Source organism: Bradyrhizobium sp. USDA 4510, from assembly GCF_054059095.1.
On record NZ_JBSSBT010000001.1, the window covers coordinates 2,553,165 to 2,579,859 of the forward strand.

Sequence of the window (26,695 nt, forward strand, 5' to 3'; positions counted from 1 at the left end):
CAAGCAAGAAGGGTACATCAATGAGCGTCGACTATCAGATCCATGATCTCGGCAATTTGACCTTGCAGCGCGGCGCGACCATTCGCGACTGCAAGCTCGCCTACAAGACCTATGGCCAGCTCAACGCAGCCAAGGACAACGTCATCGTCTATCCGACCTGGTACTCCGGCCAGCACTACGACAATGAATGGCTGATCGGACCGGGCAGGGCGCTCGACCCGGCAAAGTACTTCATTATCATTCCGAACATGCTCGGCAACGGGCTGTCGTCGTCGCCGAGCAACACGCCGGAACCGTATAATGGACCGCGTTTCCCGCAGGTGACGGCCTATGACAATGTGCGCGCCCAGCATCGGCTGGTGACCGAGAAATTCGGCATCAAGCACATCTGTCTCGTGGTCGGCTGGTCGATGGGCGCGCTGCAGACGTTCCATTGGGGCGCGCTCTATCCGGATATGATGGATCTGTTGGCGCCGTTCTGCGGCTCGGCCAAATGCTCGCGGCACAACTTCGTGTTCCTCGAAGGCGTCAAGGCGGCACTCACGGCGGATGCTGCGTGGAAGGAAGGCTGGTACACCGACAAGCCGGCCCGCGGCCTGCGCGCCGCCGCGCGTGTCTATGCCGGCTGGGGCTTTTCGCAGGCCTTCTATCGCGAGCAGCTCGACATCAAGACGCTGGGCTATTCGTCGCTGGAGGATTTCCTGGTGGCATTCTGGGAAGGCTTCTTCCTGCCGAAGGATCCCAACAACCTGCTGACCATGCTGTGGACCTGGCAGCACGGCGACATCAGCGACAACGAAATCTACAACGGCGACTTCAAGGCCGCGCTGCGGGCGATCAAGGCCAAGGCCTATGTCATGCCGGGTCAGACCGATCTCTATTTCCCGCCGGAGGACAGCGCGTTCGAGGTCGAGAACATGCCGAACGCCAAGCTCGTGCCGGTACCGTCGATCTGGGGCCACTTCGCCGGCGGGCCGGGGACCAATCCGGTCGATGTCGACTTCATCGACAGCAAGCTCAAGGAGCTGCTCGCATCGTGATATCGACCGGTTGCGAACGGCTGCCTGCGCGATCATGGGAGGCGTGAGCTTGTCCAATCCCGCTTTGCTGCTTGATCAATACCGCATCCGGGAAGAGCCGTATTACCGGCCGCTCAAGGATGAGGTCGAACTGTTCGGTGCGGCCTATGCCAACCGCATGCCGGTGATGCTGAAAGGGCCCACCGGCTGCGGCAAGACCCGCTTCATCGAATATATGGCGTGGCGGCTCGGCCGCCCGCTGATCACGGTGGCCTGCCACGAGGACATGACGGCGGCGGATCTGGTGGGGCGCTGGCTGCTCGACGCAGAGGGCACGGTGTGGAGCGACGGGCCGCTCACCACAGCGGTGCGCCTTGGCGCGATCTGTTACCTCGACGAGATCGTCGAGGCGCGCCAGGACACGACGGTCGTGATCCATCCCTTGACCGACGATCGTCGTGTGCTGCCGCTGGAAAAGCGCGGTGAATTGATCCACGCCCATTCCGACTTCCAGCTCGTGATTTCCTACAATCCGGGCTACCAGAGCGCGATCAAGGACCTCAAGGAATCCACCAAGCAGCGCTTCGCGGCGCTGGATTTCGGCTATCCTGATCGGCCGGCCGAAACCGAGGTGGTGTCGCGCGAAGCCGGTATCGAGCCGAACCTCGCCGATCTCCTGGTGAAGATCGCCCAGCACAGCCGCAACCTGAAAGGCCAGGGGCTCGACGAAGGTGCCTCGACCCGGATGCTGGTCAATGCCGGCCGACTGATCGGATGCGGCATCAGCCTCGAAAAGGCCTGCGAGACCACGATCGTCGTTCCCCTGACCGATGATGCGGACACCAGGAACACGTTGCGCGACGTGATCTCGGCCTGTGGGTAAGTGGAAGATTGCAGGTGGCGGTCGCGCAAATCAGTTCGCTCGATAGCTTCCGGTCCGGACGTCGGCTTGCGGCACTCTTGCGCGGCCATGACGATGTAGCTGCGGCGGTGCAGACAGCGCGTACCGCTCTGCAGCGAACTGGTTGGTTCGATCACCTGGCGGTCTGGGACGAGGCCGTGCACGCCCTGTTCGAGGCCAATCTCGGTCAAGCCGTGGTGCAGGGTTTTCTGCGTCTATCGGAGCAATGGCCGGCGCAGCGATCGGCCGATGATCTGATCGCGATCGGCCGCGCGGTCAGGGACATCGGCTGCGGTGCCGGAAGCCGCGTCGCCCATGCCTTGCTGACCGAATTGTCCAAGGTGCTGCCCCGGCTTGCGGGTGCAGGAGAACTCACCGCGGTTCTCGCCGCGCTCGACGAACTCGCAGCCACCGGGCCGGAGTCGGCGGGGCTCGCGATCGGCCGGCTGGGGCAGTTTCTGACGCATGCCGGCGGCGAGGAGTTTGCGGCGTGGGTCTCCGCTGGCTTGCGCGCCAGTGGCAGTCGCGCATCGCGCCGCCGCGCCTATTTCGCGCTCGACGATCAGCTTTCGGCGCAGCTGTTCGCAGCCGGTCGGAGCGGGGATGATTTCGCGCGGCTGGAGAAGCGCCTCGCTGCAACCACGATCGCGTTGTGGAACAGAAAGCCGCGTTTCCGCAAACTTGCCGTTGCACCGACGCCGGTGCCGCGGCGGACCTCGCTCGCCGCCGGCCTCGTCGGTCTTCCGCAGACCTTTCCCGGCTTCGAGGGCGAGGCGGCCGACGCCGTCTATCTCGCGGCGGTCGCGCATGCCGGCGCGCATCTGGTGCATTCCACCGTCCGCTTTCCGGTGCGACGACTGAAGGCGCTGCAGATCGTGCTGGTCTCGCTGATCGAGGATGCCCGGGTCGAGGCGCTGGCGCTCTACCAGATGCCGGGGCTGCGCCGGCTGTGGCTGCCATTTCACAGCGCGACGCCAGCCGGCCAGGCAACCGCAGCCGGACTGATGATGCGGCTGGCGCGGGCGCTGATCGATCCCGATTATCAGGATCCGGATGCGTGGGTGACCAAGGGGCGGACGCTGTTTGCCGCTGCCGCCGGCCGCTGGACCGATCCCGCCATCAGCCGCGAGATCGGTGGTTTGCTCGGCAACGACATCGGGCAGATGCGGCTGCAGTTCAACGCCAAGAGCTACGTCGTCGAACCTGCCTATCGCGACGACAATCTGGCGCTGTGGGATTTCGGCGACCAGCGGGACAGTCCGGCCGAGACGATCGAACTTGCCGTCGATTCCGTCCGGATCGAGCGGCGCGACGATGCGGGTGGTCAGCCGGCCGACGACAACGCCAGGCCGGACGAGACGCTGCGCGCGAAGGCCAGCGCGGTAACGCTGCTGGACGGGTTTCCGGTCGCGACCTACCCGGAATGGGACTATGCGGCGCGTACCGAGCGGCCGGACTGGACCACGATTCTGGAAGCCGATGCCGCCGTTTCCGCACAGCCCTTCGATTCCTCGACGGACGCCGACGCGATGCGCTGGATCACGGAGTTGACCCGCGACGCGTCGATCGGCCGCCGGATCAGACACAAGGGCCAGCGCGACGGCGACGCGCTCGACATCGACGCGGCGATCGCCCTGACAATCGAGCGGCGCACCGGCAATATCAGCGAGCCCAGGGTCTACCAGCGCGATGCGCCGGGACCGCGCGATCTCGCCATCCTGCTGCTCTTGGACCTGTCGCAATCGACCGCCGACCGTGACCGCCGCGGCCGGACGGTCCTCGACGTCGAACGCAAGGCGGCTGCGATCATGGCGGCGGCGGTCGAGGCCGCCAATGATGCGATCGCGGTGCATGGTTTCAGCTCCGACGGCCGCGAGCGCGTGCGCTATCTGCGCATCAAGGGCTTTGCGGAGCCGATGGATGCCGTGGTTCGCGCGCGTCTAGCCGGCCTTGGTAGCAGCCATTCCACCCGGCTGGGCGCGGCATTGCGCCATGCCGGGGGCTACCTCGCGGAACGACGCGCGTTCCGGAAAGTGCTGCTGGTTCTGACCGACGGCGAGCCGTCCGACGTCGACGTGCCGGATGCGCAATATCTCGTCGAGGACGCCCGCCGGGCCGCGCAGCAGCTGCGGCGGCGCGGCACCGATATCTTTGCCTTCGGCATCGGTGAGCACAGATTTCCCCAGCTCGATCGGATTTTCGGCGAGCGCTATGCGCTCCGGGTGCCGCGCATCGAGGTGTTGCCGCAACGGGTGATGCAGCTCTACGCGGAACTGAAGAAATAGACGACCGGCTCTAGCCCGTTGCCCGGGGCAGGGAGCCCTTTGCGGTGATCTCCGCCGAGAGTTCCTCGATCGTCTTGCGCTGCTCCATGGCGGCGCGGCGGATCAGCGCAAAGGCCGCCGGCTCGGCCAGCGCATGGCTGTGCATGACCTGAAGGACCGCGGCAAGCACGACGCGGCGGGATCGCAGCCGCTGCTCCAGCTTGAGCACCTGCTGCTTGAGCTCGCTGGTGCGCTCGCTTCGCTCGAAAGCCAGGACGAGCGCGGCATAGATGCCGGCCGATCGCAGCGGCTTCACCAGGAATGACGCCGGATCGAGGTCGAGCACCAGCTTCAGACGGCTTGGCGTCTCGGTGCCGAGCAGGGCGATGACCGGGCTTCGTCCAAGCGACGTCTGCTGTGCCGGCGAGGTGAGCGGCAGGAACTCGTCATCGATCAGCGTCACGTCGGGACGGCAGTCGATACTGGCACCGGGCTCCCATATGACGATCTCGATCCCGAGGCGCTCGAACTGCCGCCTGACGATCGAGGCATCGCGCTCATCCTTGATGGCGACGAGCGCCTTGCGGCCCCGCAGCGAAAATGAAGACGGTTTGCTCATTTCACAACCCGCAAATGCGGCGCATTCGGCAACGTTCCATCCCTTGCCGGGCTGGCGGCGATGTCGAGCTGCGTCAGATAGGGATCCGGTCTAACCGGCGCTTCAGCTTCCCAGAAGATGTCAAACTGTCCTTCGGCGTTCGAGACGGCCAGCCGCGGCGTCAGGACGCAGTGGTTGTTGCTGCCGTCGATCCAGACCGGACCTTGCGGCGAATTGTAGCGATGGCCGGCCGCGGCGCGCCGCACCTCGCCGATATCGGATGTGCCCGCGCGCTGCAGCGCCCGGGCCAGCAGATAGACCGCGACATAGGCGGATTGCCCGTCGACGGACGGGCTGCTGTGCTCGCCGTGGCGCGCCTTCCAGCGCGCCACGAAGGCCCGGTTCTCGGGCAGGCGAATGCTCTCGAAATAGGCCGACGATGTGATGCATCCGGCCGATGCAGGACCCGCGATCTTGAGCTCGGGCTCGCACAGGCTGCAGCTCAGCATCGGGATCTCGAGGCCAGCCGCGGCGGTCGCCGCATGAAAGGCGCGGATGAAGTCGTAACTCGAACTGCCGACCAAGGTGTTGAAGACGACCGGCGGCCGGCGCCGCACGATCTCGTCCACGATGTGCGTGACCGCGCTTTCACCAAGTTCGAGCAGGCGTTCGGCGAGAATGCGTCCTTTGGCCGCCGTCACCAGCTCGCGGGTGACGCGATTGGTTTCCCAGGTCCAGACGTAGTTGGAGCCGACACAGAAGATCTCGCGCGACAGATTATCGAGCACGTAACGCACCAGCGGCAGTACGTTGTGATTGGGTGAGGCGCCTACATAGATGACATTGTCGGAGCATTCGAACCCCTCGTAGCGCGCCGGATACCAGAGCAGGCGGTCGGTACGCTCGACGATCGGCAGCACCTGCTTGCGCGAGGCCGAGGTGTAGCAGCCGATGATATGCTCGACGCCGACGTTGCGAATGAGGTCGTCGCAGACCGTGTGGTACTCCGAAATGATTCCGCGGGGATCGCGGACATGCGCCGATATCGCGAAGTCGAATTCGTCCTGATTGTTGATTTCGTCGACCGCCATCATGGCGCTCTTCAGGATCTCGCGTCCCATGGCCTGATAGGGCCCGTGCTGCGAGCAGATGATGCCGACTGGAATGGAGGGCTTGGTCATTGAGTACTTTCGGCCGCGCAACGCATCAAGGAAATCATCTTCGCAGAGGTCGGTGCAAGAGGTCATGCCGATTTGCTGCGCATGCACCTCGCGAAATTTGTGCAGCCAGCCTCGTTGACAACGCGCTGCACACCTCCTTAGAATTTTCTCCTACAGGGCTTCCTGTCGAACCTTGCGTGCGTCGATCTGGCCGATGACGTCCCGATCGCCGCGCAGAGTGCTCCGTTCGACCCCGGACCCATGCGATAGTTCATAGCTGCGGCATTTGGGCCATTCGTCACCTTCGTTTCGGAGGGGCGGGTGGCTTTTTGCTTTTGCCGCTAAACAAATTGGCGACACGTCCGTGCCGCCAAGCCGGAGGCGCATGCGCGGTGATGGGCAGTGCCTGCGCTTGCGTCATGTCAAGTGCGGGGATGAGAAACGATGCCGACGACGGATCTTCACTATCTCGGGCTCATTGAGATCGGGCAGCAAATCCAGGCCAAAAAGCTCTCGCCGGTCGAGGTGACGAAGGCGATGCTCGGGCGGATCGAGCAGCTCGACGGCAAGCTCAAGAGCTACGCCTATGTGATGGGCGAGGCGGCGCTGGCCGAAGCGGCCGCAGCCGAGAAGGACATCGCATCCGGCAAGATCAAGGGACCGCTCCACGGCGTGCCGATCGCCGTCAAGGATTTGTGCTGGGCCAAGGGCGCTCCGGCCGCGCATGGCATGACCATTCACCGGGACTTCCGGCCGAGCGAGGATGCCACGGTCGTCGCGAGATTGAAGGATGCCGGCGCTGTCATCCTCGGCAAGCTGCAGCAGACCGAGGGCGCCTATGCCGACCATCACCCGAAGATCGATCCGCCGAAGAATCCGTGGAATGCGGATTTGTGGTCGGGCGCATCGTCGAGCGGTTCCGGCGTCGCCACCGCCGCGGGGCTTTGCTTCGGCTCGCTTGGCACCGATACGGGCGGCTCGATCCGTTTTCCATCGGCCGCCAACGGCATCACCGGGCTGAAGCCGACCTGGGGACGCGTGAGCCGTTATGGCGCGTTCGAACTCGCGGCAACGCTCGATCACATCGGGCCGATGGCGCGCAGCGCGGCCGATTGCGGCGCGATCCTCGCCGTGATTGCCGGCCAGGATCCCAAGGACACCACCTCCGTGCCGCTGCCTGTGCCGAACTATCTCGCCGGCCTGTCCGGCGATTTGCGCGGCGTGACGATCGGGGTTGATCGGCGCTGGACCATCGAAGGCACCGACGAGGCTGCCGGCAAGGTGCGCAGCGAAGGGCTGCGCGTTGCTGCCGATCTGGGCGCGAAGATCAAGGACATCACGTTTCCTGATCCCAAGGCCGTCATCGAGGACTGGTTCCCCTTGTGCGGCATCGAAGTGGCGGTCGCGCACGAAGAGACCTATCCCGCACGCAAGGACGAATATGGTCCGGCGCTCGCCGGCCTGCTCGATCTCGGCCGGGCGCAATCCGGCATGAATTACCAGAAGATCGTGCTGCGGCGCGAAGCGTTCCGCGGCGCGGTGCGGCTGTTGTTCGAGACGGTCGATCTGATCGCCGTTCCGGCCCAGGCGTTCGCTGCGCCGACATTGGCCAAGATGGCGGCGCTGGGTGAGGATCCGTCGCTGATTACCGGGCTGCTGCGCTTCACCTGTCCGTTCGACATGACCGGCAGCCCAACCGTGACGCTTCCCGGTGGCTTCGCGCCGAACGGCGGGCCCGTCGCCTTCCAGTTCGTGGGCCGTCACTTCGACGAAACAAGCCTCGTTCGCGCGGGCGATGCCTTCCAGCGCGTCACCGACTGGCACAAGCGCCATCCCGCGATCTGAATTGAGGAGCCGACCGCATGACCGAAGATTGGTTGAAGAGTTCCATCATGGCCAAGCGCGCCCTTGCCAAGGGCGCGACCGGTACGACCCATAGCCTGACGATCGAGCAGCAGGGCGGCTTTCATTACGTCTATGGACCCTATGCCAAGCCGACCCTGTCGATCGATCCGGGCGGGGTCGTCGTTGTCGAAACCGAAGACGCCTTCGGCGGCGTGCTCACCAGCGAAAGCGACAGCCCTACGGCGAAGCTGAACTTCCCCTATCTGAACCCGCAATGCGGGCCGATCGCGGTCAAGGGCGCCAAGAAGGGCGATTGCCTCGCCGTCTATATCCGCGACGTCGAGACCCGCGGCGCGCAGCCGGCCGGAACGACCTGCATCATTCCGGAGTTCGGCGGCCTGGTCGGGACCGCATCCACGGCGCTGCTCAACCCGCCGCTGCCGGAACGCGTCAGGAAGCTGCATGTCGACCGCAACGGCGTGCGTTGGAACGACAAGATCACGCTGCCCTATGAACCGTTCATCGGCACGATCGGCGTCTCGCCAGAGATCGAGGCGATCTCCTCGCTGCAGCCCGATTATCACGGCGGCAACATGGACCTGCCCGACGTTGCACCGGGCGCGATCATCTATCTGCCGGTGCATGCCGAAGGCGGGCTGCTCTATGTCGGCGACTGCCACGCCACGCAGGGCGATGGCGAGCTCTCGGGCGTCGCGCTGGAGCAGCGCGCGACGGTGACGCTGCAGATCGATCTGATCAAGAACTGGAGCTTCGCCTGGCCGCGGCTCGAGACGCGCGACTTCATCATGACGATCGGCAGCGCGCGCCCGCTCGAGGACGCGGCGCGCATCGCCTATCGCGAGCTCGTGCGCTGGATGAACGCCGATTACGGCTTCGACGAGATCGACGCCTACATGCTGCTCAGCCAGGCCGGCCGCATGCGGCTCGGCAACATGGTCGATCCCAAATATACGATGGGGGCGTCGATCCTGAAGAATTACCTCAAGGCGTGACTTCAAACATCCTTCAACGACAGAGGACATCGCGATGTATTCGGGGCGTATAGTCGGAATGGCTTTGCTTGGTGCAATGCTCGGGACCGCGGCAATAGGTGCCGCCCAGGCGGCGGAGCCGCCGCTGAAGGTCGGCTTGCTGGAGGACGTCTCCGGCGATCTCGCCTTCATGGGCATGCCGAAGCTGCACGGCTCGCAGCTGGCGGTCGAGGAGATCAACAAGAGCGGCGGCATTCTCGGCCGGCAGATCGAGCTGATTCATCTCGATCCCCAGGGTGACAATGCCCGCTATCAGGAGTTCGGCCGCCGGCTGCTCAATCGCGACAAGGTCGACGTGCTGATCGGTGGCATCACCTCGGCATCGCGCGAGGCATTGCGCCCGATCGTCGATCGCACCACCACGCCGTACTTCTATACGAACCAGTATGAAGGCGGTGTCTGCGATGCCAGCATGATCAGCATGGGTGCGGTACCGGAGCAGCAGTTCTCGACCCTGATCCCCTGGATGGTCCAGAAGTTCGGCAAGAAGGTCTACGTCATCGCAGCCGACTACAATTTCGGCCAGATCTCCGCGGAGTGGAACCGCAAGATCATGAAGGACCTCGGCGGCGAGGTCGTGGGCGAGGAATTCATCCCGCTCGGCGTGTCGCAGTTCGCGCAGACGATCCAGAACATCCAGAAGGCGAAGCCGGACTGGCTGCTGACGATCAATGTCGGCGCGGCGCAGGACTCGTTCTTCGAACAGGCAGCCGCGGCCAACCTCAACCTGCCGATGGGCTCTTCGATCAAGATCATGCTCGGCTTCGAGCATAAGCGGTTCAAGCCGCCGGCGCTCAACAACATGCATGCGACCGCGAACTGGTTCGAGGAGATCGATACCCCCGAAGCCAACGACTTCAAGAAGCGCTGGCACGCAAAATTCCCCGATGAGCTTTACATCAACGACATGGGCTACAACGCCTACAACGCGCTCTACATGTACAAGGCGCTGGTCGAGAAGGCCAAGTCGACCAAGCTCGAGGACATGCGCAAGGTGATCGCAACGGGTGATGCCTGCATCGAGGCTCCCGAGGGCAAGGTCTGCATCGACCCGAAGAGCCAGCATACGTCGCACCGCATGCGCCTGATCTCGGTCGGGCCCAAGCATGAGGTGACGGTGGAGAAGGACTACGGCACGATCCAGCCATACTGGCTTGGCGAGATCGGCTGCGACCTCACCAAGAAGAACGACAAGGACCAGTACACGCCGAGTCATCTCCCCAGCAAATCGTGACGCGCGCAGGCACGAATCTTGCTCGTGTTGTGCATCACGACTTCGAAACCGAAACCGGCGCCGCAATGATGCGGCGCCGCGATCAGGGAGACCGGAATGTCGGCTGAACTCTTCTCGGTATTCTATCAGTTCGCCGATGTCTTCGCGTTCCTCATCCTGTCGGCGGCGGGCCTGGCCATCGTGTTCGGCATGATGGGCGTCATCAACATGGCGCATGGTGAGTTCATCATGTGCGGCGCCTACGTCACCGTAGGGCTCGTGAATCTCGGCGTCCCGCTTCCGATCGCGCAGATCATGGCCGCGCTGACGGCGGGGATCATCGGCATGATCGTCGAGTACCTCGTCGTGCGGCGCTTCTACAAGCGACCGCTCGACTCGTTGCTCGCGACCTGGGGCCTCAGTCTGATCGTGACGCAGTCGATGCTGCTGATCGTCGGCTCCGCGGTGCGCGGTATCGGTACGCCGGAAGGAAGCTTTGCGATCGGCGGCTACACGTTTTCGACCTACCGGCTGGTGCTGTTTGCCTGTGCGGTAGCGGTCCTGGCGGGCCTCTACATCATCTTCATGAAGACGCGCTTTGGCGTGATCGCCCGCGCCACGATGCAGAATGCGGCGATGGCCAAGGCGCTCGGCGCGCGCACCGGGCGGATCTATTCCATCAGCTTCGGTATCGGCACCGCGCTCGCGGGGCTCTGCGGCGCGCTCTACGCGCCGACCATGACGCTGATCCCGACCATGGGCGCGACCTTTGTGGTCGAGAGCTTCGTCACCGTGGTGATCGGCGGCGCCAATGTCCTGCTTGGAACTGCGCCGGCCGCGGTGTTCCTGGCGATGATCCGAATGGCATTGAATGCCAGCTACGGGCAGATCATCGGCCAGATCGGCATGCTGTTTGCTGTCATTCTGATCATACGTGTGCTGCCCGAGGGACTATCCAGCGTGCTGGTTCGTCGTGGGCGCTAGACGGGAATTTCTGATGCTGAAGCTGCTCGAGGGCCCGCAGACGCTCGGACGCGGGAAGATTTTCTGGTCCTGTTTCCTCGCCGTGCTGGCGGGGGCGCTGATCTATCCGCTGTTCGCCGATTCCTATGACGTCGGCAATTTCGCCTACTTCCTGATCTGGATATTCATGGCGCTCGGTCTCTGCCTGATGTGGGGATACGGCGGCATGCTGTCGTTCGGCCAGACCTTCTTCTTTGGCATCGCCGGCTACGGCTATGGCGTGCTCGCCATCAATATGGGCGGGGGAACGACCACGATCGCCGCGCTGGTTCTCTCCGTGGTCATCGCGATGATCGCGGCCGGGATCCTCGGTTACTTCATGATCTGGGGCGGCATCAGCGGGATTTTCTTCGGCATCGTGACGTTGTCGGCGACGCTAGTGCTTGCCTTCTTCCTCGGGCAGACCGCGGGGCCCGAATGGCATATCGGTCCGGCCCGGCTGAACGGCTTCAACGGCATGAAGGGAATGGACCCGCTCACGGTCGGCGACTTCGACATCGAGGGCTCGGCGCTCTATTACGTCATGATCGCGCTGATCGTGATCGTCTACATCGCGCTGCGCATGCTGGTGAACTCGAGCGTCGGCAACGTGATCGTGGCCACGCGGGAAAATCCGCAGCGCGCCGAGATGCTCGGCTATGACGTCCGCAAGTATCAGCTTCTGACCTTCGTGATCGGCAGCGGCCTCGCAGGGTTGAGCGGCGCACTGTACACGTCGTGGGGGCAGTTCATCACGCCATCCAGCATCGGCCTGCCGGCGGCGGCGATGCCGATCGTGTGGGTGGCGTTCTCCGGACGCAACGATCTGACCGCGACCTTGGTCGGATCGTTCCTGCTGCTGTTCGGCTTTCAGACCATCACGGTCTACAGCCAGCAGGCGGCGTTGGTGCTGATGGGCGTGCTGCTGCTCGCCACCGTGATGCTGGCGCCGCAGGGCTTTGTGCTCGGCATCGGCAAGCTCGTCGTCGATTGGTGGACCAGGCGTCGGCGCCGCGACGAAGCCCCCGCGCTGGCCGATACCGCCCGCCTGCAATCGGATGAGACCTGAATCATGGCGCTGGTCGATGTGAAAGGTGTCTCCAAGCGTTTCGGTGGTTTGACCGCCGTCTCCGACGTCGACCTGACGGTCAATGCCGGCGAGGTGCACTGCCTGATCGGGCCCAACGGGGCCGGGAAGAGCACGCTGTTCAAATTGATCGTCGGGCTCTATCCGCCGACCACGGGCAGCATCTTCTTCGACTCGATCGATATCACCGCCGAGCGGCCCTACGCGCGGGTGCAGCGCGGCATGAGCATCAAGATGCAGGCGCCGAGCGTGTTCAAGGAGCTGCCGGTGCGGCAGAACATCCAGATCGCGCTGCAGGAACGCATTTCGGGCGCGGAATGCCGTGCTGAAGAGGAGCGGCTGCTCGCATTGCTCAATCTGGCTGACGATAGCGGCAAGCTCGCCGGTGCGCTTTCGCACGGCCAGCAGCAATGGCTGGAGATCGGGATGGCGCTGGCGCTGCAGCCGCAGCTGCTGCTGCTGGACGAGCCGACCGCCGGCATGTCGCCGGAAGAGACTTTCAAGACCGGCGAGCTGATCAAGTCGTTCAATGCCGAGGGCATGACCGTCCTGGTCGTCGAGCACGACATGGCGTTCGTGCGTCAGGTCGCCCAGCGCGTTACCGTTCTGCATCTTGGCAAGATCTTCGCGCGCGGCAGCTTGGAGGCGATTTTGGAAGACGAGAAGGTCGCGGAAATCTATCTGGGTAAGACTCATGCCCACTGATCGCATCCTGGAGGTGTCGGGGCTTTGGGCGGGCTACGGCGCGACGCCGATCCTGCAAGGCGTCAGCATGTCGGTCTCGCGCGGCGAGATCGTCGGCGTGATCGGCCGCAACGGCGTCGGCAAGTCGACCCTGATGCGGTGCCTGATCGGTCTGCTGCAGACCTGGCGCGGCACCATCAGCTTCATGGATCAGGATGTCACGCAGCTCGAGGCCGATGCGCGGGCGCGCGCCGGCTTCGGCTACATCCCGCAGGGTCGCGACGTGTTTCCGCAAATGAGCGTCGAGGAGAATTTGCAGGTCGGCGAGTTGATCGGCGGGCCCGAAGGCAAGAAGCTGCCCGAGCTCGTCTACGAGTATTTTCCACGCCTGAGGGAGCGCCGGCGCCAGATCGCGGGCACCATGTCGGGCGGCGAGCAGCAGCAGCTTGCGATCGGCCGCGCGCTGATCGGCAATCCGGCGCTGATGATCCTCGACGAGCCGTCGGAGGGCATCCAGCCGTCGATCGTGCAGCATATTTGCGAGGCGCTGAAATCGTTCCGAGCGGAGCTCGGGACCACGATCGTGTTCGTGGAGCAGAACCTCGACACCATCCTGGAGATCGCGCAGCGCTGCTACATCATGGAGAAGGGCAAGATCACGCGATCGCTGGCCGGTGAGGAGGTCAACGCGGACAACGTTCGCGCGCAGCTGTTACTGTGATCGACCGCGCGATGCGGTGAAGATCAGTGCGTTGCATAATTGATAATAATGGAGGGAATGGACATGGATCTCGGACTCAAGGGAGCAAAGGTTCTCGTTACCGGCAGCACCAAGGGCATCGGCAGGGCGATCGCCGACACGTTCGCCGCCGAGGGCGCCAATGTCGGCATCTGTGCGCGCAACCAGGGCGACGTCGACGCTGCGGTCACAGCGCTCAAGGCCAAGGGCGTTTCGGCGTTCGGTAGTGCCGTCGACGTCTCTAACGGGCCGGCCCTGAAGGCCTGGGTCGCCGACATGGCGTCCAAGCTCGGCGGCATCGATGTCGTGGTCGCGAATGTCAGCGCGCTGTCGATCGGGCAGGACGAGGAGAGCTGGGAGAAGGAATTCTCCACCGACATGATGGGGACGGTGCGCCTCGTCAACGCGGCGATGCCGTATCTGGAGAAGAGCGGCGCCGCCGCGATCGTCACCATCTCGAGCGTGTCGGGACGCGAGGTCGATTTTGCCAGCGGTCCCTACGGTACGTTCAAGGCGGCGATCATCCACTACACGCAGGGCCTTGCCTACCAGCTCGCGGCCAAGGGCATCCGGGCCAATTCGGTATCACCGGGCAACACCTACTTCGAGGGTGGTGTCTGGAACATGATCAAGGACGGCAATCCCGAACTGTACAAGACCGCACTGGCGCTCAACCCGACCGGCCGCATGGGCACGCCGCAGGAGATGGCGAACGCCGCTGTGTTCCTGGCCAGCAAGGCGGCGAGCTTCATCACCGGGACCAACCTCGTGGTGGACGGCGCGTTGACGCGCGGCGTCCAGTTCTAGGCGGGGCGCGCCGTCAGCAGAGCCGCGAGATCGCCGCCCGCGGCGGCGGTCCGGACAGGCATATTCCGATAACAGCAGGGCATCAGATGTCAGCGGATTCATTGCACTACAAATCCATCACCGAAATCTCCGAGCTCATTCGCCGCAAGGAGGCGAAGCCGTCGGAGATCACCGAGGCAATGCTGGGCCGGATTGCGAAGCTGGATGGACAGTTTCACGGCTATGCGCTGGTCCTTGCGGAGCGGGCGATGGCCCAGGCCAAGCAGTACGATGCGGAGATCGCCAAGGGTGTCTGGCGCGGCCCGCTGCATGGCGTTCCGATCGGGCTGAAGGACCTCTGTTACACCTCGTTTGCGCCGACCGCGGGTGGCACGACGATCCACGCCAAGTTCGTGCCGTCCTTCAATGCCACGATCGTGGATCGGCTCGAAGTCGCCGGCGCGGTGACGCTCGGCAAGCTGAAGATGACGGAGGGCGCCTATACCAGCCATCATCCTGCAATCCAGGCCCCGCTCAACCCGTGGAATGTGAACTACTGGGTTGGCTCCTCCTCGACCGGATCGGGCGTCGCGACCTCAGCGGGGCTCTGCTACGGCTCGATCGGCAGCGACACCGGCGGCTCGATCCGCTTTCCGTCGGCGACCTGCGGGTTGACCGGGATCAAGCCGACCTGGGGGCGGGTCAGCCGGCACGGCGTCTTCCCGCTGGCCGACTCGCTCGATCACGTCGGGCCGATGTGCCGCAGCGCTGCGGATGCCGCGGCGATGCTCGGCGTCATCGCGGGCGCTGATATCAACGACCCGACCGCCTTGCGGGCTCCGGTGCCGAACTATCTGGCTGGAGCGGGCGACGGCATCAGGGGCCTCAGGATCGGTGTTGACCGCAGGTACACCCAGGAGGGCATCGATCGGCAGGTCGTCGCCGCGCTGGTGCAAGCCGAGCGCACGCTCGCCGATCTCGGCGCCGACATCCGCGAGGTGCATTTCCCGCCTTACCAGAAGCTCGTCAGCCAGTGGATTGCGATGTGCTCGGTCGAGACGGCTGAGGCGCATCTGGACACCTACCCGTCGCGCAAGTCGGAATACGGACCCGATCTCGCGCAGCTGATCGAGCAGGGCCGGGCGACGAGCGGCGTCGATATTGCGGCCATCCATCATGAACGGTTGAAGTTCAGCGGCAGCCTCGCCGCGATGTTCGAGGATATCGACCAGCTGCTGATCCCGACGATGCCGGTGCCGATCCCGACGCTCACCAAGATGAGCGAATACGGTGCCGACCCCAACGTCCTCCTGAGCATTCTGCGCTTCACGGCGGTGTTCGATTTCTCGGGCAGCCCGACCATCACGCTGCCGATGGGCATGGCCTCGGACCAGATGCCGCTCAGCATGCAACTGGTCGGCCCGCATCTGTCCGAGGACGTGCTGGTCCGCGCCGGCGCCGCGTTCCAGTCGGCGACGGATTGGCACACGCGGCGGCCGCCGATCGAATAAGGGCCCTCAACCGGTCTTGTCGACATTCCAGAACAGCGGCACCGGCGCCCGGACGATGTCCTTCAGCGCCTTGCGCGTCGCGGCCGGTTGATTGTACTGCCCGGTCGGGACGTGGGTGACCATCTCGTAGGCGCGTGCCTGGATCTTGTCGGCCAGCGCCTTCTGGTCCGGCGGCGCCGCGGCGCGGGCAAAGCTGTCGCGCAGCCGCTCGAGCTCGGCGTCCTCGACCCAGCCGAAGAAGCCGCCGTTCTTGCCCTTGCCGTTAACGCAGGCGTTGCCGATCGGATTGACAAGGTCGGCGCTGGCCCAGGTCGAATGGTAGAGTGACCAGCCGCCCTCGGCCGGCATCGACTGCTTGGCGCGCCGCGCCACCACCGAACCCCAATCCATCGCGAGCAGGTTGACGTTCATGCCGATCGAACGCAGCGCATCGGCGGTGACCGTGCCGAGCGCGGTGATGATCGGGGCGTCGGTCGCGTGCAGGATCGTGATCGGCTCGCCCTTGTAGCCGCCCTGCTTGAGCAGCTCCCTGGCTTTCGCGGTGTCCGCCTTGGTCGACCATCCGACCGCGCTTTCGAACGGCGTGCCGGCGACGAAGATTGCCGGCGTGATCTTGTAGTAATCGGGATTGCCGATCTGGGTGTCGAGCCAGTCCTTCTGGTTCACCGCGTGCAGCACGGCCTGGCGGATCTCCGGCCGGTCGAACGGCGGCACCAGCCAGTTCATCCGGCACATGCCGGAGAAGCCGAGCGTGTTGTAATCGGTCAGCTCGACATTGGAGGCGCGAGCAAGCATCGGATGATGGTCGTGCGGCGGCACCTCGAAATAGTCGATCTCGTCGTTGACAAGCGCGTTGGTCGCGATCTGGAAATCCGGCACGCTGATCCATTCGTAGCGGCCGATCTTGACGACCTTGCCGCCGCCGGTGCCGTCGGACGGCTCGTCGCGGGAAACGTAGTCGGGGTTTTTCTCATAGGCGGCCTTGACGCCGGGCTGGAATTCCGCCGTCACGAAGCGGAACGGTCCGGAGCCGAGATGATCTGATATGGCCTGGTCGGCGGGCGTCGCGGCGATCCGCGCCGGCACGATGAAGGGCACGTTGGCGGTTGGCTTGCCGAGCGCCGCCAGCACGAAGCCGCATGGCTCCCTCAGCACCATGCGGAAGCTGCGCTCGTCGACCGCCTTCAGTTCGGCAACGAATTCGAACAGTTTCTGGCCCATCGTGTCGCGCTTGGCCCAGCGCTGCAGCGAAGGGATGACGTCGACCGACGTCACCGCGCTGCCGTCATGGAATTTGAGGCCGGGCCGCAGGCGGAAAGTGTAGGTCACGCCGTCGGCGGAGACCTCCCAGGCCTCGACCATCTGCGGCTTGATCTCGAATTTCGAATTGGTCGAGAACAGCGTGTCGTAGATCATGTAGCCGTGGTTGCGCGCGGTCCACGCCGTCGTCATGATCGGATCGGTGACGCGCGGCGGCGCGTGCATGACGGCCGTGATCGTCTTCGAACTGGCCCGCGCGATGCGCGGCATCGCAATGCCGAGGCTTGCTCCCGCACTGATCTGCAACAGACGGCGGCGGTTGATCGGTGGTCCCATGGTGTCCCCCTGTCGCAATCGGTCAGCTCTTGCCGGCAAGCCTGGCCGCGATCGCGCGATAGCCGCGCATCCACATGTGATCGAGATCGAGATCCATCGGCAGCGGCTGCGAGGAGACGCGTGCGATCACGGTCTCATTGGCCGGATCGATGTAGATCCACTGGCCATGGATGCCGACCGCGGCAAACGGCGTTTCGCGTCGATCGAGCGTGTACCACTTGTTGCTGTAATTGCCGTTTGGAAACACTTTCGTCAGGTCGCCGCGCGACCAGGCCTCGGCATTGCCGTTCTGCCTGATGTCGTCGATCCACCAGCCGGGGACGACCTGTCGTCCGTTGCTGATGCCGTGATTGCGCATCATCTCGCCGAACCGGGTGAGATCCCGCAGTGTCGCGCAGATGCCGCCGGCGACGCGGCCGGCACCGCGTGAATCGACCGTGATGTAAGCGTCGTGCTCGGCGCCCATCGGCTGCCACAGATAGTGGGAGAGGATCTTTGCGTAGGACATGCCGCAGGCGCGCTCATAAACCCAGCCGAGCACGTCGGTGTTGGTCGAGACGTAGTGGAAGGTCTCTCCATGCGGTGCGCCGTTCGGCCGCAGCGTGCGCAGATAGTCGCGCAGATTGCTCGGCGGAATCGCCGGATCGGGCAGCTCCCAGCCGGTCGAGCGCCGGTAGTTGATGACGTCGCCGTCGCGCGCCATGTAATCCTCGTCGAAGCGGATGCCGACGGTCATGTCGAGCAGATGCCGCACCGTGCAGCTGCCGCCATAGACCGAGCCCTCCATCTCCGGGATGTAGCGCGTCACCGGCGCGTCGGGGTCGAGCTTGCCGTGATCGGCGAGGATGCCGCCGAGCGTTCCGGCGACCGACTTGCTGACAGAGAAGATCAGGTGCGGGGCATCGGGCGTCAGGCCATGGGCGTACCATTCGAACACGACCTGTCCGCGATGCGACACCACGATGCCGTCGGTGTGACTGGCGCGCAGCGCCTCGCCGACGCCGACCGTCTCGCCGCGCGGGTTGGCGAAGCTGACATCGTCGAGATAGCGCGGCGCAAAGGACAGCGGCGCCGGCGCTGCGGCGCGCGCGATGTTCGCGGTGGGCAGCAATTCGCGGACATTGCGGAATGCCCACTCGTTGAAGGGATGTTGGCGCCAGTTGGCGAGCGTGACCTGTTCGTCGGCCGCCGACGGGAAGGCGGCCATGATGCGACGCGAATTCATTCTTGATCCAGCAATGACATCGGATGATGCGCGAAAGTTCCGCATGGCTCGCGTCGCTCGCAATCAACCGGATGGTGGAGGGGGCCGTTGGGTTACTTCGGCGTAACCGTTTCCCCGGATGTGCGCTTCGTGCGTTTGGCCCGCAATTTGCTTGACTATGGCTCGCGCGTGCCTCAGCGTGACGGTTACGCGACGCGCAGACGTTCGCCATCGGGAAACATCGGGAGGTAGGTCATGATCGCGCTTCTGGGCCGACCGGATCCGGCAACCACGCAGGCCATTCAGTTCGCGCGCGGCATTCTCGAGGGGTCGGCGACCGCGTTCTACGAGGTCGACGGCAATTTGACCCTCAACCGCTTCGTGCTCTCTAGCAACGTGCCGCCGAGTTTTCACGACCAGTATCTTGCCGGCATGAACCGGCTCGATCCGTTGCATCCGCGCTCGGCGAGCAACCGGCCGATTGCGCGGCTGAGCACGGCGCTCGACCAATGCGCGACCCAGGAGGCGGCGACCTACCGCGCCTTCGCCGGCCAATGCGGCGTCGCCGACATGATCGAGTTCTTCTTCCGCCGCAACGACCGCATCGTCGCCGGAATGAGCGTGCTGTGGGCGCCGGGCTGCGCGATCCCCGACGGCAGCATGCACATTGCGGAGAAGATCCACGACTATCTCGAGTTCAACCTGACCAGTCGCCTGTCGTCGAATGCCGACGAGCCGGCGCGCTTTGGCCTGACCTCGCGCGAGATGGAAGTCGTCGAGCTGTTGTGCTGCGGCCGAACCAACCGCGAGATCGGCGAGTGCCTGAACATCGGCCTCGCGACGGTGAAGACGCATCTGATCCATATCTTCGAAAAGCTCGGCGTCGAGACCCGCTCCGCCGTCGTGGCGATGATGTCGCGGCCGCATTGAGGCGCGGGCTGTCGATTAGAGCCCGCGGCTCTTCCAGCACGTCGTCCCTGCGAAAGCAGCGACTCATACGCCGCGGCGGATTGTGAACGGGATTCGTTACTCCAGCGTCGTGAAACGATAAACATCGGTGGTTATGGGGCCCTGCTTTCGCAGGGACGACGATGAGGATGAATCGCAATTCAAGATGTCAAACGGCGCGGTGTCATCACCCGCGAATGCGCGCATGCGGGGGATCCAGTATTCCAGAGATGCCTGTGCTTGAATCGAGAGGCCGCGGCACACTGAATCGCCAGGTCGAGCCGGGCGATGACACCGAAGAATATGCCAGCACACAGCTCCCTCCACGTGTCGTCCCGGCGAAGGCCGGGACCCATAACCACAGGACTGGGTTGGTGAGGAAAGCCGTGGCCCCAGCGTCGCACAACAATCATCTTCAGTGGTTATGGGTCCCGGCCTGCGCCGGGACGACGATGAGGATGCTTCTCGCGCGAGACAATGCACCGCTACTGCGCACCCTTCTTCGGTGTCATCACCCGCGCATGCGCATGCGGGTGATCGAGTGGCGCTTCTGACAATGCGAAATATTCTTCGCGTGAAGGTTTGACAGGATTTGCTGAGTTGCCCGTCGAACTGATCTGTCGCTTCCGGAATTGGGCGGGACCGTCGCTCCGTGGGCCGAAGCGGCGATCCCTGATCGCGCGAGGTGCATGGTCGGGTGTGGGCAAAATGTCGGCCAATCCGCACGACTGGGGACATGATAGATCGACAAGCGCACGCGGCAATTGCCATTCTGGACTAGCCCCGAGTAACAGATTCAGCGGCAAGCATGCTCCACAGCGCAGAAGTAGTAGCGCGGCGCAGCAATCGCGGTTCCTGGTAGATGAGAGTCCGGAGAGAGGCATAACGTCATGGGTGGAGGCTGGCCGCTACTGCCTCCGAAGCCGCCGTCAGCCCCAGCTCACCCCCTGAGCTGGGGCGCCGGAGCGCACGAAGCGCAGGAGGGGTAGGCCAATCAGAGGCGCGAGCTGAGTTTCGTCGTCGCGGCCTTCGACGCTGCCTTTGACTTTGCGCGCGTCGTCACGCCATGTCTGGAAGATGCTGCGATTCGGGTATGTCGCTTGCCGGCCAGCTTTGTGTGCCTTGATACCGTACGATGAGCAGCATACTCCCGACCATCGACCGGTGCGAGATGCGCTGGGTCTCCATTCAAGTATGGACGTCCGACTCCGAACTGCTTTTCGTGCTCGTCGATCCATTTCCATAATCGCTTGGTCTCGGTTGCACGCTCCTCCTTGCTCCCGCCATTCATGCTGACGACGTCTGCGGCGAGCCCGTGACCATTGCCTCCACGCGAGCTGCCGCCGTGATAGGACTTGTCATTTGCGGCCTTCAGCCCGCTTGCAATCGATTGGCGGTAGTCATCGCGAAATCCGCTTGTGATCCCGGGTGCCAGTCCGGCCTGCTCCGCTGCGTGGAGCATATAGAACAGCTTTTGCTTGAAGGCTCGATCCATCCCTCCGATCACGTAATCCATCAGAGGCATGCGGGCTCTTTCTGCCGCCCTGGGGTCCTTCCATCCGAAGTCATTTTCGACCCGCTTCGGGATGCTGCGCGTGACCGTGATCAGCTTGCGCTTCCGTTTGATGATCACGTCCTTTTTTTCGTACACGACGATCCAGTCGGTCTTCGGCGCTCGCGTGTAGAGCGCGCCAAGGAACCGGTCGATGCACGCCTCGGCAACAAAGCATTCGTCCAGGACCAGAACTGTATCAATATTGTCCGGGGCGACCTTGAACGAGCCGGCAACGTTGGCCGTGGATACCTGCTCAGGTTGCTTCTCGCCTGGCGTCGTCGACGGAGCCTCGGGCGACGCTCGGTCCGCGTCCGGCAAGACACCTCCGTCGGCATCGGATTGAGCCGACGGTTCGGATGCCGTCACGGGTCGGCTCGACTCCTCATTGGGCGACGCCGCACGCACGTCGTGAACGACGGCGCAGCATGACAGTGAGACCAGAGACGAGGCAATGCGTAACCAACCAGCCCCCCAACCGAACCGACTTCGCCTGGCGCCATGAAGCTCTCTGAGAGATGACATCGGCATTGGCAATCGACATGAGCTAAATTGATCGTGGCAGCGTGCCATCGCGCTCCGGGCTTGGCAACCAGTTACCCACCACAGAATTGCCGCCGAGCACGCAACTATTCAGATAGGCCGAAAGAATTCCTCACGCGCAGGTTTGACAGGTTTTGCCCGGTTGCCGCCGGATCAATCCGCCGCGTCCGAGAGGTGTGACAACCCTCGTCCGTATTCACCGATCCACCGTTGGGTGGATTGCTGCCTGCCCGGTGGCCAAACGAGAGTCCTCCGCGAGGACCGGTGTCGTTTTCGACAATGTGGCGAGCGGCGGCCGCTCACAACATTGAAGGAAACGACATGCGCGATTTCATGGCCATCGGCCGTTCGGTGGCGGTTGCGGAGCGTGGCATGGCCGCGACCTCGCACCCGCAGGCGACGCTGGCCGCGGTCGAGATGCTGAAGGCCGGCGGCAATGCCGTCGATGCCGCGGTGGCGGCGGTCGCGGTGCAGGGCGTCGTCGAGCCGCAGATGACCGGGATCGGCGGCGACTGCTTCGCGCTGTATTCGCCTGACGCCGGCGAGCCGATCGCGCTGAACGGCTCGGGCCGCACGCCGGCCGCAACCGATGCCGAGAAATTTGCCGCGAGCGGCGCGCGCGACATTCCGCCGACCGCGCCCGAGGCCGTCACCGTGCCCGGCGCGATCGATGCGTGGTGCCGGCTGGTCGCCGATCATGGCAGCAGGTCCCTGGAGGAGATCTTCCGACCGGCGATCGCGGCTGCCGAGCGGGGCTTTTGCGTGACGCCCCGCGTCGCGGAGGACTGGCGCCGCTTCCGGGCCCGGATCCAGATCGACGGCAATGCGGCGGCGCAGTTCCTGCCCGGCGGCAAGGCGCCTGAGGTCGGCGACATCCGTACGCAACCCGCGCTCGGCCGCACCCTTCGCCGGATCGCGCAGCACGGACGCAACGCGTTCTACACGGGCGAGGCTGCCGACGAGATGGTGGCTATCTTGCGTGCCCTGGGCGGCGCCCACAGCACCGACGATTTCGCCGCCCAAGCCTCCGACTATGTGCACCCGATCTCGGCGCGCTACCACGACCACGACGTGGTCGAGTGCCCGCCGAACGGGCAGGGCCTGGCCGCACTGATGATCCTGCGGACGCTTGCAGGCTTCGATGTCGGCAAGCTCGGAGAGGCCGATCGCATCCATCTGCTGGCTGAAGCCACCAAGGCGGCCTACCGCGCGCGCGACGCCTTCTTTTGCGATCCCGCCACCAGCAAGGTCGATCCGGCCGCATTCCTTGCCGACGACTATATCGGGAGAATCCGTGGCAAGATCGACATGGGCCGCTCATCCGCGCCCGTGGCCTGGGACGATATCGAGCATCGCGACACCGTCTATGTCACGGTGGTCGACCGCGATCTCAACGCCGTATCGCTGATCAACTCGCTGTTCTATCCGTTCGGCAGCGGCATCTACGCCCCGAAATCGGGCATCCTGCTGCACAACCGCGGCTGGAGTTTTCGCGCCAAACCGGGACATCTCAATTCGCTCGGGCCGCGCAAGCGGCCGATGCATACGATCATTCCGGGCCTGCTGCGCAAGGACGGCAAGACCGTGATGTCGTTCGGCGTGATGGGCGGGCATTACCAGGCCGCGGGCCACGCCAATCTGCTGTCGAACATCTTCGACATGAAGATGAACATCCAGGCCGCGGCCGAGGCGCCGCGCTCCTTTGCCTTCGACGGCGCGCTGTCGCTGGAGACGACCGTTTCTCCCGGGATACGCGACGACCTTCGCGCCCGCGGCCACGATGCGCGGTTCTCGGAGGAGCCGATCGGCGGCTGTCAGGCGATCCGCATCGACCACGCCCGCGGCGTCCTGTTCGGCGCTTCGGACCACCGCAAGGACGGACTGGCGCTAGGGTTCTGAGGCGCGTCGCGCGGTTTCGGAATAATAGAATAGTAACGCTGATTTGCCCGACATGTCAAGTCGCCATGTCGAGTGCCGGCACGCCGCCGGCTACTGTGCATGGGGTTGTTTTCGATGTTTTGGCAGTGCGCCCCTGCGGAGGCAGGCAATACGCAATAGCCCTGCGCTCGCGGGGAAGCGGCGGAGCATCCACCGGACGGTGGATTGTTCCAAATGCCGACATGCCGAACGTTTGGCCATCATGCCGGCGTCGTGCGCGGTTCAGCCTTGTGCACCGCACGGTGAGAGGCTGATCGCTCCAGGCTTTCCCAATCGAGAAGTTTGATCTGTATGAACAGGACATTCGCCGACACGGTCTTCCGCAACGGCCGGATCTACACGTCGAACCGCGGGCAGCCCTGGGCAAGCTGCGCAGCCGTCAAGGCCGGCCGGTTCATCGCGGTGGGCGAGGAACGCGACGTCGCGGCGCTCATCGGCGAGGAAACGACGACCGTCGATCTCGGCGGACGCATGGCGATGCCGGGGATCGTCGACATCCACAATCACATCATGATGGGTGGACAGGCCGATCTTTACGAGCTGCGCTTCTCCAACGCCGACAGCATTCCAAGGATCGCCGAAACCCTGCACAAGGCCGCGTCAGCGGCTGCGCCGGGCGCCTGGATCGTCGGCGGGCAGTTCGGCAATAATCTCCTGAACGAGATGAACACCGCGGAGTCCTGCGCGCTGCTGGACGCTGCCTGCCTCGGGCATCCCGTCGTATTGCGCGACGACACCTATCATAATCGCTGGGCGAGCTCGGCGGCGCTGCGGCTGGCCGGCGTTGCGGCCGACACGGCTGATCCGACCGACGGCGAAATCGGCCGCGACCTCAAGACCGGAACGCTGACCGGTATCATGATCGAGGCCGCCTCCGGCCTGGTCGAGCGGGCGCTCGCGGCCTCCGGCCACTACACGGCCGAGATGGACCGCGCGGCGGTGGCGCGCTCGATCTCGGTGCTGAACGCCTATGGCGTCACCGCCTTCATCGACGCTGCCAGCATGCAGCCGATCATGGCGGCGCTGAAGGGGCTCGACGACCGCGGCGAGCTGACCGCCTGGGCGGTGTGCGCGATGCCGGTGGTCGAGCCGGGCTTCATGTTCGGCAAGGCTGGCGAGGAGCTGTTCGCGCTGCGCGAGGATTACCGCGGTGCGCATGTGAAGCCCGATTATGTCAAGGTGTTCCTCGACGGCGTGCCGGGCGCCAAGACCGCGGCCTTCCACGAGCCGTATGTGGCCGACCCGGTGCGCGGCTGCTGCTTCCGCGGCTCCACCATGCTGACCGTGCCGGACCTGATCCGTTGGCTCGGGCGCTGCGAGAAGCTCGGCCTTGCCGCGAAGATCCATTGCGCGGGCGACGCCGCGGTGACGCAGGCGCTCGACGCCATCGATGTCGTGCGCAGCTTCAACGGCCCGACCCATCTGATCCATCAGATCGCGCATGCGAGCTATATCGCGCCCGACGATGTCAAGCGCTTCGCCGAGCTCGGCGTCGCCGCCGACCTGTCGCCGATCATCTGGTATCCGACCATCTTCCTCGAGGCGCACAAGGCCGCGATGGGCGAGGAGCGCGCGCAGCGCTTCTGGCCGAACAAGGATTTGAAGGAAGCCGGCGCACTGATGGCCGGCGGCTCGGACTGGCCGGTGATCCCGATCCCCGACCCCTGGCAGGGCATCGAGGGCATGGTGACGCGGCAGAATCCGACCGGAGATTTTCCGGGCAAGTCGCTGTGGGCGGAGCAGGCGCTCGACCTCAAAACCGTGATCGACATCTACACAATCGACGCCGCGCGCGCGGCCGGCCTCGGCCAGTCGATCGGCTCGATCGAGGTCGGCAAATCCGCCGACCTCATCGTGCTCGACCAGATGATCTTCGACATCCCGCCGGATCAACTGGCCGATACGCGGGTCGAGCTGACCTTCTTCGAGGGCCGCAAGGTTTACGAGCGGGGCTCGTGATGGGCACGGCGGATCAGATCCCGGTCACGGTGCTGACCGGTTTCCTCGGCAGCGGCAAGACCACGGTGCTGAACCATTTGCTGCGCCAGCCAGAGCTCAATGGCGTCGTCGCCATCATCAACGAGTTCGGCGAGGTGGCGTTGGATCACCTTTTGGTCGAGAGCAGCGAGGACCGCCTGGCGCTGCTCGACAATGGCTGCATCTGCTGCTCGGTGCGCGAGGACCTGATCGAGACGCTGGCCGACCTCGCATCGCGCCGCGCTGACGGCACGATCCCGCCATTCCACCGGGTGCTGGTCGAGACCACCGGGCTCGCCGATCCCGTGCCCGTGCTGCACACGCTGATGACGGCGTCCGATATCGTCGGCCGCTACCGGATCGACGGCGTGGTCGCGACCGTCGATGCGGTTAATGGTACGCACACTCTTGCGGCGCACAGCGAAGCCGTCAGGCAGATCGCCGTCGCCGACCGGCTGCTCGTGACCAAGACCGACCTTGCCGCCGATGATGCACTGGCGCGGCTCGATGCGCAGCTTGCGGCGATCAATCCGGTCGCAACGCGCTCACACGTGCGGAACGGGATCGTCGATCCGGCAAAAGTCCTCGATGCCGGGCTGTTCGATCCGGCGGCGCGCTCCGCTGATGTGGTGCGCTGGTTCGATCTGGCAGCGCAGGCGGCGAACACGCCGCACCATCACGGGGATCACCATTGCGACGGCGAGGCGTGCAGCCACCACAGTCACCACGCGCACGACACCGGCGTATCGTCCTACAGCCTGATCATCGACGAGCCGATCCAGCGGGAGGCGTTCGCGCGCTGGCTCGATTATGTCGCGGCGCTTAGAGGCGAGGACCTGCTGCGCTTCAAGGCGATCGTGCATGTCGCCGGGCAGCCCGACGCGCCCATGGTGGTGCACGGCGTGCAGCACGTGTTCCATCCGCCGATCGCGCTTGCCGGCTGGCCGTCGGCGGACCGGCGCTCGCGGCTCGTCTTCATCGTGCGCGGCATCCCGCGCCAGATCATCGAAAACACCTTGTGCAAATTCGCCGCGGTGAGCCGTGCGGCGATCCAGCGATCTGCTGCGTGAGCCGCG

The 26,695-nt window shown here is 64.5% G+C and carries 21 protein-coding genes; 16 read left to right on the plus strand and 5 right to left on the minus strand.

Annotated elements, in window-relative coordinates:
- The first annotated feature begins 20 nt into the window (after positions 1-20).
- The 3 genes from ACVMDN_RS11290 to ACVMDN_RS11300 are packed head-to-tail and all read left to right on the plus strand — an operon-like array spanning position 21 to position 4,205.
- Complete coding sequence (locus ACVMDN_RS11290) at positions 21-1,040, plus strand: alpha/beta fold hydrolase (protein WP_076833536.1); 1,020 nt, start codon at positions 21-23, stop codon at positions 1,038-1,040.
- A 34-nt stretch (positions 1,041-1,074) separates the two neighbouring features.
- Complete coding sequence (locus ACVMDN_RS11295) at positions 1,075-1,902, plus strand: CbbQ/NirQ/NorQ/GpvN family protein (RefSeq protein ID WP_051002629.1); 828 nt, start codon at positions 1,075-1,077, stop codon at positions 1,900-1,902.
- A gap of 14 nt (positions 1,903-1,916) precedes the next feature.
- Complete coding sequence (locus ACVMDN_RS11300) at positions 1,917-4,205, plus strand: VWA domain-containing protein (RefSeq protein ID WP_456835217.1); 2,289 nt, start codon at positions 1,917-1,919, stop codon at positions 4,203-4,205.
- Between the two features lie 10 nt (positions 4,206-4,215).
- Here ACVMDN_RS11300 and ACVMDN_RS11305 read toward each other — a convergent pair whose 3' ends face one another.
- Positions 4,216-4,803: an ANTAR domain-containing response regulator gene (locus ACVMDN_RS11305; RefSeq protein ID WP_076833540.1), complete on the minus strand. Its 588-nt coding sequence runs from the start codon at positions 4,801-4,803 to the stop codon at positions 4,216-4,218.
- Positions 4,800-5,963 (minus strand): transporter substrate-binding domain-containing protein, encoded by a 1,164-nt coding sequence (locus ACVMDN_RS11310; protein ID WP_057015928.1) that lies wholly within the window; start codon positions 5,961-5,963, stop codon positions 4,800-4,802. Before ACVMDN_RS11310 ends, ACVMDN_RS11305 begins: the two co-directional genes overlap by 4 nt.
- Positions 5,964-6,386: 423 nt before the next feature.
- On the opposite strand from ACVMDN_RS11310, the gene ACVMDN_RS11315 reads away from it, so the two are divergent.
- The 9 genes from ACVMDN_RS11315 (at position 6,387) to ACVMDN_RS11355 (ending at position 15,861) form a co-directional block, all read left to right on the plus strand.
- Positions 6,387-7,787: an amidase gene (locus ACVMDN_RS11315; protein ID WP_456835216.1), complete on the plus strand. Its 1,401-nt coding sequence runs from the start codon at positions 6,387-6,389 to the stop codon at positions 7,785-7,787.
- 17 nt (positions 7,788-7,804) lie between these two features.
- Complete coding sequence (locus ACVMDN_RS11320; RefSeq protein WP_076833544.1) at positions 7,805-8,800, plus strand: acetamidase/formamidase family protein; 996 nt, start codon at positions 7,805-7,807, stop codon at positions 8,798-8,800.
- Between the two features lie 58 nt (positions 8,801-8,858).
- Positions 8,859-10,073, plus strand: a complete 1,215-nt coding sequence (locus tag ACVMDN_RS11325) for an urea ABC transporter substrate-binding protein (RefSeq protein ID WP_141339913.1) — start codon at positions 8,859-8,861, stop codon at positions 10,071-10,073.
- Positions 10,074-10,169: 96 nt separating this feature from the next.
- On the plus strand, positions 10,170-11,036 hold the full coding sequence (locus ACVMDN_RS11330) for an ABC transporter permease subunit (protein ID WP_076833547.1): 867 nt from the start codon (positions 10,170-10,172) through the stop codon (positions 11,034-11,036).
- 13 nt (positions 11,037-11,049) lie between these two features.
- Positions 11,050-12,123, plus strand: coding sequence for a branched-chain amino acid ABC transporter permease (locus tag ACVMDN_RS11335; protein WP_057015931.1), 1,074 nt, complete (start codon positions 11,050-11,052; stop codon positions 12,121-12,123).
- 3 nt (positions 12,124-12,126) lie between these two features.
- The gene (locus tag ACVMDN_RS11340) at positions 12,127-12,846 is read left to right on the plus strand and encodes an ATP-binding cassette domain-containing protein (protein WP_018270850.1); all 720 of its coding nucleotides are present in this window, start codon (positions 12,127-12,129) and stop codon (positions 12,844-12,846) included.
- Positions 12,836-13,546 (plus strand): ABC transporter ATP-binding protein, encoded by a 711-nt coding sequence (locus ACVMDN_RS11345; RefSeq protein ID WP_016845725.1) that lies wholly within the window; start codon positions 12,836-12,838, stop codon positions 13,544-13,546. Before ACVMDN_RS11340 ends, ACVMDN_RS11345 begins: the two co-directional genes overlap by 11 nt.
- Positions 13,547-13,609: 63 nt before the next feature.
- Positions 13,610-14,371, plus strand: a complete 762-nt coding sequence (locus ACVMDN_RS11350; RefSeq protein WP_225647396.1) for an SDR family NAD(P)-dependent oxidoreductase — start codon at positions 13,610-13,612, stop codon at positions 14,369-14,371.
- Between the two features lie 86 nt (positions 14,372-14,457).
- Entirely contained in the window at positions 14,458-15,861 is a 1,404-nt protein-coding gene (locus ACVMDN_RS11355; RefSeq protein WP_456835215.1) for an amidase, read from the plus strand.
- A 6-nt stretch (positions 15,862-15,867) separates the two neighbouring features.
- On the opposite strand, the gene ACVMDN_RS11360 is transcribed toward ACVMDN_RS11355, so the two are convergent.
- Together ACVMDN_RS11360 and ACVMDN_RS11365 are read right to left on the minus strand one after the other, a co-directional pair.
- The gene (locus ACVMDN_RS11360; RefSeq protein ID WP_456835214.1) at positions 15,868-17,457 is read right to left on the minus strand and encodes an ABC transporter substrate-binding protein; all 1,590 of its coding nucleotides are present in this window, start codon (positions 17,455-17,457) and stop codon (positions 15,868-15,870) included.
- Between the two features lie 22 nt (positions 17,458-17,479).
- A complete protein-coding gene (locus ACVMDN_RS11365; protein WP_456835213.1) occupies positions 17,480-18,682 on the minus strand; it encodes a serine hydrolase domain-containing protein in 1,203 nt (400 codons plus the stop codon).
- A gap of 234 nt (positions 18,683-18,916) precedes the next feature.
- On the opposite strand from ACVMDN_RS11365, the gene ACVMDN_RS11370 reads away from it, so the two are divergent.
- Positions 18,917-19,591 (plus strand): helix-turn-helix transcriptional regulator, encoded by a 675-nt coding sequence (locus ACVMDN_RS11370; RefSeq protein ID WP_028345120.1) that lies wholly within the window; start codon positions 18,917-18,919, stop codon positions 19,589-19,591.
- A gap of 1,012 nt (positions 19,592-20,603) precedes the next feature.
- Here ACVMDN_RS11370 and ACVMDN_RS11375 read toward each other — a convergent pair.
- The gene (locus ACVMDN_RS11375) at positions 20,604-21,530 is read right to left on the minus strand and encodes a D-alanyl-D-alanine carboxypeptidase family protein (RefSeq protein ID WP_456814233.1); all 927 of its coding nucleotides are present in this window, start codon (positions 21,528-21,530) and stop codon (positions 20,604-20,606) included.
- Positions 21,531-22,025: 495 nt separating this feature from the next.
- Here ACVMDN_RS11375 and ACVMDN_RS11380 point away from each other — a divergent pair, with 495 nt between their 5' ends.
- The 3 genes from ACVMDN_RS11380 (at position 22,026) to ACVMDN_RS11390 (ending at position 26,689) form a co-directional block, all read left to right on the plus strand.
- Complete coding sequence (locus ACVMDN_RS11380; protein ID WP_456835212.1) at positions 22,026-23,603, plus strand: gamma-glutamyltransferase family protein; 1,578 nt, start codon at positions 22,026-22,028, stop codon at positions 23,601-23,603.
- A gap of 330 nt (positions 23,604-23,933) precedes the next feature.
- Positions 23,934-25,601 (plus strand): amidohydrolase, encoded by a 1,668-nt coding sequence (locus ACVMDN_RS11385; RefSeq protein ID WP_456814235.1) that lies wholly within the window; start codon positions 23,934-23,936, stop codon positions 25,599-25,601.
- Positions 25,601-26,689 (plus strand): CobW family GTP-binding protein, encoded by a 1,089-nt coding sequence (locus ACVMDN_RS11390; RefSeq protein ID WP_076826157.1) that lies wholly within the window; start codon positions 25,601-25,603, stop codon positions 26,687-26,689. The genes ACVMDN_RS11385 and ACVMDN_RS11390 overlap by 1 nt, the downstream gene beginning before the upstream one ends.
- Positions 26,690-26,695 lie beyond the last annotated feature (6 nt).